Source organism: Nocardia sp. X0981, from assembly GCF_977089955.1.
Genome location: NZ_OZ372435.1, coordinates 2,639,818 through 2,654,539, shown reverse-complemented (window position 1 = coordinate 2,654,539; position 14,722 = coordinate 2,639,818). Strand labels below are relative to the sequence as shown.

The following is a 14,722-nucleotide window of genomic DNA, read 5'->3' as shown; positions in this document are numbered from 1 at the left end:
GAACATGTCATCGATTGGCCCTATTCAGTTGGACCAGGAGTTCGTGAACCGATCGTGCTCCGGTCCGAGAAGGCCACTGACAGCGTCTTCTACACCGAAACTACACATATCGGCGACATTGCCACCCTTGACAGACGCTCGGTTCGTTTCTTTCGCGTTCGCATCCATGGAATTCCTCCTGCGCCAGCGGTAGGGGATTTCTGTAACGGACTGGCGCAATTCCTCACACTATGGAAACCAGACCGACAGCGGCAACGATGAAATCCCGGCTGCCGACGAACCTGCAGCGTAACGCAGCGGAAAAAATGTCCGGACCGGACAGAGGATATTCCCGAGATGCCGCAGCAGAGCCTCCTGGCATAGTCGTGAACCGGAGTGTGATCAGATATTTCTGAACAGCGCATCACTCAACTGGCACGGCTTCCGGGCGGTTCATGGACATGCACCTCAGCATATTGAGCGGGGACCGCGCCGATCCGGTGCCGACGGACGATGAATCGGCATACCGTGATGCGGCGGCCTACGCGTCCTGCAGGACACCGTGCGTGCCATTCCCACAATGTGACCCGTGGCCGCCATCAGTTGATGGCGGCAAAAACGATCGGCAATGCCGGCTTGTGGTCGCGCGAGAATTTCTCGAGGCCGTGCGCCACTGTGCTGTTGGGTGCTCGACCCAGTTCGGGAGAAGAACCTGCCGCCGCACTCCAGGCCGTGACCAACTGGACCCGCACCGATCTCCGGATCCACCGGGACGAACTGTTCATCGATCCCTGGAACAATGCCTCGATACACACCGCGGAGGGCGGCGGCTGCCTGTGTGAGGGTCTACTGCGGAGCCGTCAGCACATCGGCGACTCCCTCCGCGACATGTTCGAGGTCTCCCGGATTCGATCAGCTCGTATCCGAGGTCGCAGGAGCATCGCTCAGCGAAGCAGCCTCGGGTTCAGTGTGACGTACTCCCATGCACGGTTCCGGTCGGTTCCATCGCCTTCTTGATCGGTCCACCGCGTGGCAAACAGCTCGTCCAGCCAGGTTCTGAGCGTAGGCCAGGTCAGCACAAGATCGTGGCTCAGCTGTATCCGGTGGTGATCTATGGTGATCAGTCGCGCTCCGACCAAGGTAGCGAGCGCTCTTTCCGCGTCGTCGAGCAGGTCCAGGCCATCCTGAAGCGGCATGCGACGGCGGATGTATCCGACATCTGTGTGGACATCCACCAAGCGCAACAGGATTCGCTTCCCCTCGGTACGTTCTCGGCCAGACATAGCTGACCAGGCAGCCTCGGCCATTGCGTGAACCACACCTTCGACTCCGCCCAGCCTGCGGTAGCTGTCCATGTCACTTCGCGCTCCGTGCAGGTTCGAAGCCATCGAACTCAGTGTTCGCGTGAGGATCGGCAATTCGCCCGGTTCGCGTCCGAACCTGTCGGCATCGCCTCGTATTCCACAAATCGTCGCGATCAACGCCTCCTCGACGCCCGGGGCGTCTCCGCTGCCCCCTTTGCCTATGCCCGCCTGAACGACTGCGCGGAGCTCAGCTGTTGTCATCGGCTCGAGCTGGAGCCGGCGATTTTCCAGTGCGTCGGCCAGCAGTGGGTAGCTGTGGCAGTTAGGGATAAAGCTGCTGCACAAGCAGATCAGCACGACCGAAACCTCGGCGAGTTCTGCCAGCAGCGCAACTATCTCTTCTCTGGCAGCCGACGGAAACGAAGCGGTGAGGATCGCCTCGAATTGGTCGACGATGACCAATTCGGAGATGCCCGCAGGGGTCTTCTGTCCCCGCTGGCCACTGCCTGGACAGCGTAACTCAGAGAGGATCGAGGTAAGCATCGACACCGAATCGCGACTGATATCGGTGGATCGGACCGAAATCAATTGTGCGTCATCATTCTTCAGCGCGGGGGTCAGGCCGGCTGCAAGCAAGGAGGTCTTTCCGACCCCGCTTGCACCGGTCAGCGTGATCACGCGGCCGTCTCGTCCTCCTCCGAGCGCATCGCCCACCATCTCGGTCAGGGATCTGAGCGCAGTTTCCCGGCCGGCAGACATCGCGACGAGGCTCTCCTGGGGACGGCACGCAGCCGCAGAGGCCCGCTGTCTCCGCCTGCCATGCGACGCGTTGATCCGAGCCGCCTGTACGCGGTCCCACAGTTGCTTCCACTCTCGCATGTTCAGTACGACACCCGTTGCATCGCCACGTCTACGTGCACCGTCGATGAGCGTCAGCAGTACCGGATGCAAGGCGTCGAATCGGGCCGGCACGTTTCGGCCGGATTTCCAGTCACTGATTCGCTGAGCTGTCACCGACACCGAGCTTCTTGGTGCTCTGCCTGTCTGTGTCCTGTACTGCGCCTTCATCGCCAGCGCCCGCAGTGACGGAGAGCCCGCCGCCGCATACAGCACGTTCAACTGTTGTGCGAACGCCTCCCGTGGTGATATCGCGCCCGCGTTCGACGAATGGGCCAAATCGGCACTTATCATGAAACACCCCCACCGGAACCTGTCCGGTTCAATCCCACCGAGCGACATGCTCAGCTCCAACACCGCCCTACATAGACTTGGACGCTGCTCGGGGCTATCCGGTTCCGTTGAGAGGAAGTATTTTTCGACGCAGGAGGTCAGAGCACTCTCGGGTCGCCATAGACCGCCACGGTCTCGTCGGCACGGGCCGACTTCGTGGTCACCACCGCGCCGAAGCCATCGCCGCCACCGAAGTACTCGGCACCACCGGCGTCGGCCTGCCCAGGTTCTCCGCCGCCTGCGCTCTCGGCTTGACCACTCAAAGTCCCCGCTGAACCTGCCATGGCCGTCACCGGCCCGGCACCCACCTCCGTTCCAGTGTGAAGATCTCCCGACGCAACAACCTCGAACGACTACCTCTACGGCCTCATCGAACGATTCTCCGAAGATATCGACCTGCTCGTCGCATTCCCCGACATCGGCGCCGGCCCGGGCCGCCACCGGCCAACACGCCCATCGTTACCTGAAACAGCGACATCCAGATCGGCCGCATCTATCGCCTGTTCTGGTCTCGGCCGACTGCTTGCCGGATGGCCGCAGCATTCTGCTTCCTATCCAACAGGTCGGCCGGGCCGAGTCCCGGCCCTCGTCAACGCACGGCAGGGTCACCATCCGGACCACACCACACCCATTGACAACGCATCGGGGCTACCGCCACGATGAATTTTCGATAGCGATGCCAAATGGCTCGACCGGAAACGGCCAAGGGATATGGATTCGTTATCACTCGATCCCTTTCTGGGGCAAGCGTGTCTTGTTTTGGTGGACAGATTCCCCTCGCGCACCCCCGGAGCACGTATTCGTTTCCTTCGCGAGAGGAGTACGTCCGACCACACGGCCGTCGAGCCGTCGTATACGAAGCGATACGACCCGGCCGCCACGCGGGCCCGACCGCACTGCGGCCCTGTCGTAGCGGCGACCGCCCGATCACGCCGGTAGGATCGGAGCGATACGGTCGGTATCGACCCTTCACCCGTAAGGCCGCGCAGCCCGGGAGTGTGGGAGATGAGCGCACGCGATGGTCCGAACCTGCCGCGGTTGCCCCGCAGCGCGCGACTGCTGGTGATCGCCTCGGCCGTGCTCATCGCGGCTCTGGTGGTGATCTCGCGGCTCATCGGGGTCTACACCAGCTGGTTGTGGTTCGGCGAAGTCGGCTTCCGTGGCGTCTGGCGCACCGTGTTGGTCACCCGCCTCACCCTGTTCGTCGCGCTCTCGCTGCTCGTCGGCACGGTCCTGTTCACAGCGATGTGGCTCGCGTTCCGCTGGCGTCCGCTCATGGTCACCGATCCCGGGCAGGTGGATCATCTGCTGCCCTACCGCACCACCGTGCTGCGCCGGCCGCTGTGGTTCGGGCTGGGTATCGCCGGTGTGATCGGATCGATCTGTGGGCTCGTCGGGCAATCGCGCTGGATGACGGTCCAACTGTTCCTGCACGGCGGGTCGTTCGGCAGCCGGGACCCCGAATTCGGGTACGACATCGGTTTCTTCGTCTTCGACCTGCCGTTCTACAGACTCGTGGTGAGCTGGCTGTTCACCGCTCTCATCCTGGGCTTTCTCGCCGGCCTGGCGGCACACTACCTGTTCGGCGGTCTGCGGCTCTCCGGTAAGCGTCCCGGCCCGAGCTACCCCGCCCGAGTACAGCTCCTGGTATTCGCCGGACTGTTCATTCTGGTGAAAGCCGTCGCGTACTGGCTCGACAGGTATTCCCTGCTCGCCGGTGACAGCCAGGAACCCACGTTCACCGGTGCGGGATACACAGATATCAACGCGGTGCTACCGGCCCGCCTCATCCTGTTCGCGATCGCCTTGATCTGCGCCGCGGCCGTCTTCGCCGGCGTCGTACTGCGGGATCTGCGCATTCCCGCGCTGGCTGCCGCGATGCTGTTGCTGTCGTCGATCCTGGTGGGCGGGGCCTGGCCGTTGGCCGTGGAGCAGTTCTCGGTCCGGCCCAATGCCGCCGACAAGGAACGCGTCTACATCGAGCGCAATATCGCCGCGACCCGCCAGGCCTACGGGATAGGTGGCGACCGGGTCGAATACCAGCCCTATCCGGGGATAGGTACCCGCCCACCGCCGGAGGTCGCGGCAGATGCCACCACCCTGGCGAACGTGCGCCTGCTCGATCCGAATGTGCTCTCCCGGACCTTCACCCAGCAGCAACAACTGAAGAATTTCTACAGCTTCCCGGAGAACCTGGACCTGGACCGCTATCTCATCGACGGACAGCTGCGCGACTATGTGGTCGCGGCCCGGGAACTGACCCCCGGCGCGTTGAGCGCCAACCAGCGGCACTGGGTCAACCGGCACACCGTCTACACCCACGGCAACGGGTTCGTCGCCGCACCGGCCAACCGCGTCAACGCCGCGGTACGCGATACCGCCGGTGATACCGAGAGCAGTAACAGCGGGTATCCGATCTACACCGTCAGCGATATCGCCACCGGGGCGTCCGGGAATCAGGTGATCCCGGTGGAGCAACCCCGGGTCTACTTCGGCGAGGTGATCGCCGCGACCGACCCCGACTACGCCATCGTCGGTGGCGGAACCCAACCCCGCGAGTACGACACCGACACCACCAAGTACACGTACACCGGGGCCGGCGGTGTCCCGATCGGGAACTGGTTCAACCGGCTGGCCTTCGCCTTCACCTACGCCGAACGCAACATCATCTTCTCCGGCGCGATCGGACCCGATTCGAAGATCATCTTCAACCGGGACCCCCGGCACCGCGTCGAACTCGTCGCCCCTTGGTTGACCACCGACAACAATCCCTATCCGGCGGTGGTGGACGGCCGGATCGTGTGGATCGTCGACGCGTACACCACGATCGACGGCTACCCGTATGCCAAGACCAGTTCCCTGGAAGCCCTCGCCCATCTCGGCGATCCCACCGCGGGGCCGTTCGAGGAGATCTCCTATGCCCGGAATTCGATCAAGGCCACCGTCGACGCCTACGACGGCACCGTGACCCTTTACCAGATCGATCAGCAGGATCCCGTACTGAAGGCCTGGATGGATGCCTTTCCCGGAACGGTCGAACCCGAGGAATCGATAAGCGACGAGCTCCGGGCCCACTTCCGGTATCCGGAGGATCTGTTCGGTATCCAGCGGGAGATGCTGGCCAAATATCATGTGAACGAACCACGCGAATTCTTCACCACCAACGCTTTCTGGTCGGTACCCACCGACCCCACCGTCGATACCAACCCCCACCAGCCCCCGTTCTACGTCCTGATGGGGGATCCGGAGAGCGCGCGGCCGTCGTTCCGGCTGGCGAGCGCGATGGTCGGTTTCAACCGCGAGTTCCTGTCCGCCTATATCTCGGTCGGCTCCGACCCCGAGGATTACGGCCGGTTCACCATCCTGCAGCTACCCACCGATACCCTCACCCAAGGGCCGCAGCAGATCCAGAACTCGATGATCTCCGATACCCGGGTGGCTTCCGAACGCACCCTGCTCGAACGGTCCAACCGCATCCAGTACGGCAATCTCCTCACCCTGCCGATCGCCGAGGGCGGTGTGCTCTACGTCGAACCACTGTTCACCGAACGGATCTCGACCACCCCGAACGGGTCGACTTTTCCGCAACTGGCACGGGTACTCGTCAGTTACCGCGACCCCGCCACCGCTGGTGTCCGCGTCGGCTACGCCCCGACCCTCGCCGAGGCATTGGATCAAGTATTCGGCGCCGACACCGGGAATCTCGCCACCGCACCCGGCGGCAGCCCGGCCGCACCTCCACCGCCGGGCCGGCCCCTACCGGGACCGCCACCACCCGAACAGGCTCCGCCACCATTGGACGAGGCGACTATCGCCGAGCTCAACGCCCAGATCGCCGCCATCCGCGCAGCGCTCGACCGCATGCAGCAGCAATTGAACGGCGCGGAGGGCCCTGGTGGGTGAGCGCTCATGCCGCGAGCTGCCCGGGCGCCGCTCTGCTGCACCGGTCCGGCGGGATGTCGCCGCTCCCGGAGCACCCCGGAACGCGGGACGCCCGGCACGGTGTGACCGTGCCGGGCGTCCCGCGTTCCGGTTTCTCGTCCTCAGACCGCTGCCGGCTCCGGGTCCGCGGCCGTGACGGGACGGCGACCGAAGTACAGCAATCCGGCGGCGAGGGCTCCGATGAAGAGCGCGAGCATACCGGCGAGCAACCATCCGGCGCCGAAGTTGGCGATGACGGGGATGGCGCCGGCGGTGACGAGGCCGCCGCCGAAGAAGGGTTCCATGATCAGCTGCTTGTACCCGAATGCCTGATAGGCGGGGGTCTTCAGATCGGGGTCGACCACGCGCAGCAGGATCAGGCCGGTGGAGGTCACACCCATGGCCTGGCCGACATCGGCGATACCGCGTTCGAACCAGAAGTCCGGCAGCATCCGCCGGGCGAGGAAGATGAACGCACCGGCTGTCCAGACCAGTCCGGTGATCGCCAGCAGGATGAACGGGCCCATGTTCGCGGCGATCGCCGTGAGCGACAGGGTTCCCAGAGCGGCGATGACGAGCACGTCGAGGCTGAAGCCCTGCAGACGTTCGATCATCTGCACATCGACGATCTCTTCGCGATCGAACACCTGGATCAACGCCTGCACGATGATGCCGCCGATCATCGCGATCGGGAACAGCGGCACATGCGCGAACAGCTCCAGGCTGTCGGCCCACAGTTTGGACTCCACCCACTGCAGACCGGTCAGCATCAGCCAGCCGATCAGCACCGCGACGGCCAGCAGCCCGAAGTGCAGGGTCAGCGGCTCGATCGAGGACGGGTTGACCGTCAAGGTACCCGCGGAACGGCGGTTCTCCTTCTCCACCAGGCCTGCCTGTTCGGAGACGGAGGGCGTCGCGTCGGTCCGCAATTCGGTGGTCTTACCGGTGCGCACACCCCAGTTGATCAGTGCGATACCGCAGACGATGCCGGACAGGATGCCGACAGTGGCCAGGCCGAGTGCCAGGTCCTGCCCCTCGGGGAAGTCGAATTCCTCGAAGGTGCCCGCCATCCCCGCGGCCGTCCCGTGTCCACCTTCGAACCCGATCTCGATCAGTGTGCCCGCCATCGCCGGCAGGCCGAACACCGGTCCGAGTACCAGGATCGCCAGCAGCAGGCCGAACACGTACTGCCCGCTGGCGACCGTCATACCGAAGGTGATCTGCGGACCGGCTACGCGGAACGCCTGCCGGGGCGAGGGAAGTTTGTGCCCCATCAGCAGGCCGGCGAACACCAGCGAGATCAGCAGACCCGGCAGGGTCTTCCACACCTCGACGATCTCCGGAGTGAGCAGCCCCGACTCCGCGAACCGGTCGGTGCCCAGCAGCGAAGCTATCCGCCCGAACACATCCGGCCCGATCAGCAGCGCCAGCGCACCACCGATGATCGAGCTGGGGATGAACAACTTCTGCGCCAATCGCCATTTGACCCGGACGATCTTGGCGATCAGCATCATCACGCCGAGCAACAGCAGCGCGAAACCGATTGCTTCGGGAGACATACCCACCCACTTCCTTCATAGCGACACCGATCACATCCGATAGCGAGTGTGAAAGAGTGTGATGACCGGCAAATCATGCCGCTGTTTGACGGTACGATAAGCAACGGTCCGCTGATTTGTAAACCCTCCCCGCTGACGGAAATACGTTGCGGCGCCCCGCGAATCACCGAACCGAGCGAGACCACGAAGCCTCCCACCAGCGCGGATGCCTTCGCTCCTCCCCTGGATTCGCCGAGTCCGGTCCGGCCATCGGGTTGCGGGCGAGGGGGCTTTACGGCATCTTTACAGGTGGTGTGCCGGGAAGTCTGGTCGGCGGCCCGATCCGAGACCGGATCGGGTAGGTCCGACGATGGGTGAACCTCCTGCAGAACCACACCTTCCCTCCCGCCTTCGCCACATCGCCGTTCCGGTGCCGTCGGCTCATCGCCGTATGCAGCGCCGGTTATCGCTACTTCTCGCGCCCATCGGAGCCGACGGCGAACGACAGGACACTCCGATGAACGGCCCGCAGCCCCGGCCCCGCCTGTTCACGCCCGGTTCCTGGCCGGAAGCCCAGCGGATCACCGCGCTCCTGCGCACCGAGACCACCGGTGGCGTCCTCCTGATCATCGCCGCCGCGGTCGCCTTGATCTGGGCCAACACCCCCTGGGCGGACGCCTACGAAACACTCCGCGATTTCCGTATCGGGCCCGAATCGCTACACCTGGACCTCTCCCTGCACGCCTGGGCCACCGACGGGCTCCTGGCCGTCTTCTTCTTCGTCGTCGGGGTCGAACTCAAACGCGAATTCGTCGCCGGAGACCTGCGCGATCCCCGCCGGGCGGCACTGCCCGTCGTGGCCGCCGTGGGCGGGATGGTCGCTCCCGCCATCATTTTCGTGGCGTTCAACCTGGGCCATTCGGAGGCTTTACCGGGGTGGGCGATCCCGACCGCCACCGATATCGCGTTCGCTCTCGCCGTCCTGGCCGTACTGGGCACCCACCTGCCGACCGCGCTACGCACCTTCCTGCTCACCCTGGCGGTGGTCGACGATCTGCTCGCGGTAGCCGTGATCGCCGTCTTCTACACCGACGACCTCGACCTGCTCTGGCTCGCACTCGCGCTGCTACCGCTCGCGGCCTTCGCGATCGCCGTACAACGTGGCATCACCTCGGTATGGCTGCTGGTGCCGCTCGCGGTGGTGACCTGGTGGATGGTGCACCTGTCCGGTGTGCACGCCACCGTCGCCGGGGTCCTGCTCGGCTTCACCGTCCCCGTACTCGCCCGCCCCGGCACCACGCCGTCGGCGGAGGGCGGTGACGGCGGCCTGGCGAGCCGGTTCGAGCATCTGCTGCGCCCGGTGTCGGCCGGTGTCGCGGTGCCGATCTTCGCGTTCTTCGCCGCGGGCGTCACCATCGGCGGGCTGTCGGGGTTCGTCGATTCGGTGACCGACCGGATCACCCTCGGAATCATCGTCGGGCTCGTCGCCGGAAAGGCGATCGGGATCAGCGTGACCACGTTCGCCGCGGCGAAGCTCACTCGCGCCGAACTCGACAGCGACCTCAGCTGGGTCGATGTCATCGGCCTGTCGCTGCTCGGCGGTATCGGATTCACCGTGTCACTGCTGATCGACGAACTCGCCTTCACCGATCCCACACTCGGCGACCACGCCCGCATCGGCATCCTCACCGGCACCCTCGCCGCCACCGCACTGGCCGCGATCGTGCTGCGCCTGCGCAATCGCGCCTACCGGCTGATCGCCGAAGAGGAAACCCGCGACCGCGATCACGACGGTATCCCCGATATCTACCAGCAACCCTGACAACCGGCATACCACGGTGGGCCGACCGCCCCGGTAACGATCTCCGCGGGTGAGCGGAGCCGTTCGCCGAATCGATACCCCTCCGGTGGACCCGGCGGCTCCGGGCTCGCCGGGGCCGATGTCCGGTACGACTCGCGGCGCCCGGCACGGGACCGGCCGGGAAGACCGCCCAGCACCCGGTTACAGTTCGGCCCCGGGCGGGAGATGCCGTACGGAGTCTCCCATGGAGAAGGGCGCGGTCACGGCCCGTGAAAACGGACGATCGCCGATGCCGCCGGGCCACGCCGCGAAGCCCTCGCCGACCCCTTCAGGGGTGGATGTCACCGGCCTGGCCGGCACACCGGCATCCCGATGACGAAGTGCTCATGGTCAGTGGTCCACGCACGCCGACAGATAGATACGCTTGCGTAGCTACATTGCAGTAGCTACGTTGTAGTAGTCATTTTCGAGTAGTAGCCCGGCGATAGGACTCCCATGACCCCCGCCCTGCCCGTCGTCGTCGACTGGACGACACCGGCGATCACCTCACGAACCACCCTGACCACCCACCTCTGGACCGCCCCGCCGCTGCGGCGCGATTCACCGATCCACGACAAGGCGTTCGCCGCGCTACGCGACCTCCGGGCCGACTACGCGCGGTTCCTGCCCTGGTGGTCCTCACCCAAACTGTCCGTACCCGAACTCGAACCGCCCACCGACGGCCGCACCTCCTGGGACTTCCGGCGGCTCGACGAATTCGTGGACGATTTCCTGGCGGCCGCCGAAGGCAGGCCGGTGGTCGCCGATTTCGCGACCATCCCCACGTGGATGTTCGATACGCCGCAGCCGTATGCCGTCCAGGACGATCCGGCCGCGATCCATTGGGATTACGAACAGGGCCGGGAATTCCGCGACCCGACCCTCACCGAGGTCGCCGAGCACTTCGAGCGCATCGGACGGTGGTACATCGAGGGCGGTTTCACCGATCAGTTCGGCGTCCGGCACGAATCCGGCCGCCGCAACCGGTTCGCCTACTGGGAGGTGTTGTGCGAACCCGATATGGGCCACGAACTGTCCCCGCAGGTCTACACCAGGCTCTACGACGCCGTGGTCGAACGGCTGCGCGGCCTCGACCCGGAGATGAGGTTCGTCGGCCTGTCGCTCAGCCCGATCAATTTCGATCCGGAGTACTTCTGGTACTTCCTGGACCCGGCCAACCACAAGGACGGCATCCCCGTGGACGCCATCTCCTACCATTTCTACGCCACCGCCGAGATCACGAACCCCATGAGTACGGCCGGGAACCCGCCGTTCGAGGAGTGGCACGCCACCTTCTTCGCCCAAGCCGACGGATTCCTGGGCCAGGTACGGCTGATCGAATCCATCCGGCGCCGGCTCGCCCCGGAAACCAAGACCTTCATCAACGAGATCGGCACGTTCACCCCGGACATCATGAATCCACAACCCGATATCCCCGCGGACTATTGGGCGCTGAGCGGTGCCCTGACCTCGTATCTGTGGTCGAAACTCACCGAACTGGGCATCGACCTCGTCGGCGTGGCGGAGTTCATCGACTACCCCGGGATGATCCCCGGGGCCTCGCTGCTGGACTGGGAAACCGGCGAGCCCAACGCGCGCTACCGGGCATTGAAACTGCTGCTGGATCATTTCGGTCCCGGTGACACGATCTTCCGGTCCGGGAACACACCCGCCCTGGACGCGCCCCAATCCCGGATCCACAGCCAGGCTTTCCGGACAGCCGCCGGAGAACACAAGATCCTGCTGGTCAACAAGTATCCGCAGCCGGTTCCCGTGCAATTCACCGATCCGGTGGACACGATCATCGCGATCGATACCTCCACCGGCGCCGGACCGGCCGTCACCCGGCCGGTCGAGAACGGGATGGCCGAACTCGGCCCGTTCGCCACGGCGGTTGCCGTCGTCCGGGCGGGCGGCGACTAGTCTGCACGGGAAACGTCCCGCGTGATCCCGAAAGTCAGGTCCCATGTCGACACGAGGCCGTCGTAGCGACGCCGAAGTGGTGGCGGCCGTACGTACGGCGGCGGTGGAGGAGCTGATCCAGGTGGGGCTGGGCAAGCTCACGATGGACGGGATCGCGCAACGCGCCGGTATCGCGAAAACCTCGCTGTACCGGCGCTGGGACAACCCGCAGGCGATCCTGCTGGACGCCCTACGGGCGGAGTTCCCGCAGGAAACTCCCGCCCTCGCGCCGACCGACGATCTACGCGGCGATCTGATCGAGGCGCTACGGCTCATGGTGCGCTGGCTGGCGACGCCGACCGCGCGGGCCACCGGTGCCGTCCTCGCCGAACGCGAGCGCTATCCGGAGCTGGCCGAGGCCGTCTACACCGAGGTGTTCGATCCCAAGGGCGGGCGCTTCACCAGCACCGTCCTCCGGCACTACGCGGACGCGGGCCGTATCGATCCCGCGCTGCTGACACCTGTCGTTCTCGATATCGGCGAGGCCCTGATACTGAAGTTCTCCCTGGACTCCGGCGCGCTACCCGACGACCGGACCGTCGCCGATATCGTCGATCAGGCGATTCTGCCCGCGATCGGTCTCCGCGGGTAACCGCCGGACGGTCACAGCGGAATACGTTCCAGGCTGCCGGACTCCATCGCCACCCAGACCGCGTCGTCCGGGCCCACCGCCAGCCCGTGCGGCTCGGCGCCGGGCAGCTCCTCTTCGGTGATCGCACCATCGACGGTGATACGGCCGATCCGGGCGGAAGCCCATTCGGTGAACCACAGGGCCCCGTCCGGGGCGCAGATGATGGCGTGGGGGCGCGCCGCGCGGTCGGGCAGCGGGTATTCACGGATATCACCCTGCCCGGTGATCCGGCCGATCCGGCCACCGCCGATCTCGGTGAACCACAGGGCACCGTCCGGGCCGGCGGTGATACCGACGGGCATACTCCCCGCTTCGGGCAGCGGGTACACAGCGACCGTCCCGGCCGGGTCGATACGGCCGACCGCATTGCCCTGGTTCAAGGTGAACCACAGGGCCCCGTCGGCCCCCGCGGTGATCATCGAGGGCATCCCGGCGACCGGGAAATGTGTCAGCTCACCCGCGAGGGTGAGCCGACCGATGCGGTCGGCCTGCAACTCGGTGAACCACAGGGCGCCGTCGGGGCCCGTGGTGATGCCATAGGGAGATTGCGCCGGGAACCACGACAGGTCGCCTTCCCCGGTGACGCGACCTATCCGGTTTCCACGGAACTCGGTGAACCACATGGCCTCGTCGGGGCCGGGCACGATCACCGTCGGCTGCCCGTCGGCCGGTTCCAGGGCGAAGGTGTGTACTTCGCCCTCGAGATACCTGCCCACCGTGCCCGTGCCGGGCGAGGTGAACCACAGCGCGCCGTCGGGCCCCCGGCTCAACCCGTACGGCGACCCGGAGACCCGAACCACTCTCGCACTCCTGTTCCCGGCGGCCCGCCCGGCACACGATCCGGCCCGGGCGGGCGCCCGATTCGACAGTCGGCCGCCCACCGGGCCGCGCGCGGGCGCGGCCCACGGATCAGGCCGTGGAGAGCTGAGCCTGCCACATCCAATGCAATTGTTCGAGCCGGCCGGCGATCTCGATGAACAGATCCTGGGTCACCGCGTCGGGCTTCTCGGTGAGCTCGATACGTTCACGGAGCCGGCCGATCACGGTGTCCAGGTTCTGGACGATGGCGCTGATGACATCGGTGTCCTGCTGCCAGCCGTCGGGGAATTCCAGACCCGCCGCTTCCTTGGCCACCGTGGCGGCCCGCCCGTCCGGGCTCACACCGATGGCGGTGGCACGTTCGGCGGCGGCGTCGGTGAACTCACGGGCCGCGCTCACCAGTTCGTCCAGCGCCAGGTGCACGGAGCGGAAGTTGGTGCCGAGGACGTTCCAATGAGCCTGCTTGGCGATCAGCGACAGATCGATGAGGTCGACGACGGTAGCGCGCAGAGCGTCACCGGTGATGCGCTGCGCTTCCTGGTCGAGCGTGCTCTTTATCGGGACGTTCATCGTCGGATGCCTTTCTTGTCGTTCCGCCGGACAGAGGTCGACTACCCGGACAGGACGATTCCAATCAGGCCCCGGCTGTGGTCTACGCGATGCCGTCCAGGCCACGTTTCGCCGGTGTGGGCCCGGGTAGGCCGCCGGCAGACCGGTAACACCACACGATCCGAAAAGGAGCTGGGCATGGGCCAACAGCACAATCTGACAGGACGACGGGTCGCCGTTCTCGCGGCGGACGGGGTGGAGCAGGTCGAACTGGTCCAACCGCGGGCCGCGGTCGAGGACGCCGGGGCGAGCACCACCCTGCTGTCCCTGAAATCCGGGCAGATCCAGGCCATGAACCACGATGTGGAGAAGGGCGACACGTTCCCCGTGGACCGGGTGGTCGGCGAATGCAGCCCCGACGAATTCGACGCGCTGCTGCTCCCCGGCGGCACCACCAATCCCGATAAACTCCGCCAGGACGAGGCGGCGGTGAAGTTCGTCCGTGATTTCTTCGCCACCGGCAAACCGGTCGGCGTGATCTGCCACGGGCCCTGGACCCTGGTGGAAGCGGATGTGGTCCGGGGCCGCACACTGACCTCCTACCCCAGTCTGCGCACCGATATCCGGAATGCGGGCGGCACGGTGGTCGACGAGGAGGTCGTCACCGATCACGGGCTGGTATCGAGCCGTAACCCCGGCGATCTGCCCGCGTTCTGCGCCAAGATCGTCGAGGAGTTCGCCGAGGGCGAACACCCGGTGCATCCGGAGGGTGCGACGGCATCCCGGTGATCCGCCCGGCGCCGAGCGACCGCCGGCGGAGGCGCGTTCGTCTACCGTCGCGGGCCGGCGCTGCTCCCCTGTGCCGCCGCTCCGGACCGTAACGGCGCCGGCCGGGGCAGCCGCCGGCCGCTACGGCGCCCGCCACCTTCCGCACCCGCGGCAACCGCGG

Annotated in this window: 11 protein-coding genes; 5 read left to right on the top strand and 6 right to left on the bottom strand. The window is 65.8% G+C overall.

Going from position 1 to position 14,722, the window contains the following annotated elements; translation table 11 throughout:
* Nucleotides 1-578: 578 nt before the first annotated feature.
* From ACYR7D_RS11580 to ACYR7D_RS11570, 3 genes are all read right to left on the bottom strand, one after another.
* The gene (locus ACYR7D_RS11580; RefSeq protein ID WP_459549611.1) at nt 579-731 is read right to left on the bottom strand and encodes a hypothetical protein; all 153 of its coding nucleotides are present in this window, start codon (nt 729-731) and stop codon (nt 579-581) included.
* A 192-nt stretch (nt 732-923) separates the two neighbouring features.
* Nucleotides 924-2,474 (bottom strand): nSTAND1 domain-containing NTPase, encoded by a 1,551-nt coding sequence (locus ACYR7D_RS11575; protein ID WP_459549610.1) that lies wholly within the window; start codon nt 2,472-2,474, stop codon nt 924-926.
* A gap of 137 nt (nt 2,475-2,611) precedes the next feature.
* Nucleotides 2,612-2,797 (bottom strand): hypothetical protein, encoded by a 186-nt coding sequence (locus tag ACYR7D_RS11570; RefSeq protein ID WP_459549609.1) that lies wholly within the window; start codon nt 2,795-2,797, stop codon nt 2,612-2,614.
* Between the two features lie 721 nt (nt 2,798-3,518).
* Between ACYR7D_RS11570 and ACYR7D_RS11565 the strand changes: the two genes are divergently transcribed.
* Nucleotides 3,519-6,416, top strand: a complete 2,898-nt coding sequence (locus ACYR7D_RS11565) for a UPF0182 family protein (protein ID WP_459549608.1) — start codon at nt 3,519-3,521, stop codon at nt 6,414-6,416.
* Nucleotides 6,417-6,556: 140 nt separating this feature from the next.
* Here ACYR7D_RS11565 and ACYR7D_RS11560 read toward each other — a convergent pair whose 3' ends face one another.
* Nucleotides 6,557-7,993: a sodium/glutamate symporter gene (locus tag ACYR7D_RS11560; protein WP_459549607.1), complete on the bottom strand. Its 1,437-nt coding sequence runs from the start codon at nt 7,991-7,993 to the stop codon at nt 6,557-6,559.
* A gap of 496 nt (nt 7,994-8,489) precedes the next feature.
* Here ACYR7D_RS11560 and nhaA point away from each other — a divergent pair, with 496 nt between their 5' ends.
* The 3 genes from nhaA (at nt 8,490) to ACYR7D_RS11545 (ending at nt 12,366) form a co-directional block, all read left to right on the top strand.
* Nucleotides 8,490-9,794, top strand: coding sequence for a Na+/H+ antiporter NhaA (gene nhaA / locus ACYR7D_RS11555; RefSeq protein ID WP_459549606.1), 1,305 nt, complete (start codon nt 8,490-8,492; stop codon nt 9,792-9,794).
* Nucleotides 9,795-10,268: 474 nt separating this feature from the next.
* Nucleotides 10,269-11,735, top strand: a complete 1,467-nt coding sequence (locus tag ACYR7D_RS11550) for a hypothetical protein (protein WP_459549605.1) — start codon at nt 10,269-10,271, stop codon at nt 11,733-11,735.
* Nucleotides 11,736-11,778: 43 nt separating this feature from the next.
* On the top strand, nt 11,779-12,366 hold the full coding sequence (locus tag ACYR7D_RS11545; protein ID WP_459549604.1) for a TetR/AcrR family transcriptional regulator: 588 nt from the start codon (nt 11,779-11,781) through the stop codon (nt 12,364-12,366).
* 11 nt (nt 12,367-12,377) lie between these two features.
* Here ACYR7D_RS11545 and ACYR7D_RS11540 read toward each other — a convergent pair whose 3' ends face one another.
* Entirely contained in the window at nt 12,378-13,205 is an 828-nt protein-coding gene (locus tag ACYR7D_RS11540; RefSeq protein WP_459549603.1) for a Vgb family protein, read from the bottom strand.
* Nucleotides 13,206-13,314: 109 nt separating this feature from the next.
* Nucleotides 13,315-13,794 carry a Dps family protein gene (locus ACYR7D_RS11535; protein ID WP_459549602.1) on the bottom strand — a complete coding sequence of 160 codons (480 nt, stop codon included), beginning with the start codon at nt 13,792-13,794 and terminating at the stop codon, nt 13,315-13,317.
* Between the two features lie 177 nt (nt 13,795-13,971).
* On the opposite strand from ACYR7D_RS11535, the gene ACYR7D_RS11530 reads away from it, so the two are divergent.
* A complete protein-coding gene (locus tag ACYR7D_RS11530) occupies nt 13,972-14,562 on the top strand; it encodes a type 1 glutamine amidotransferase domain-containing protein (protein WP_459549601.1) in 591 nt (196 codons plus the stop codon).
* Nucleotides 14,563-14,722 lie beyond the last annotated feature (160 nt).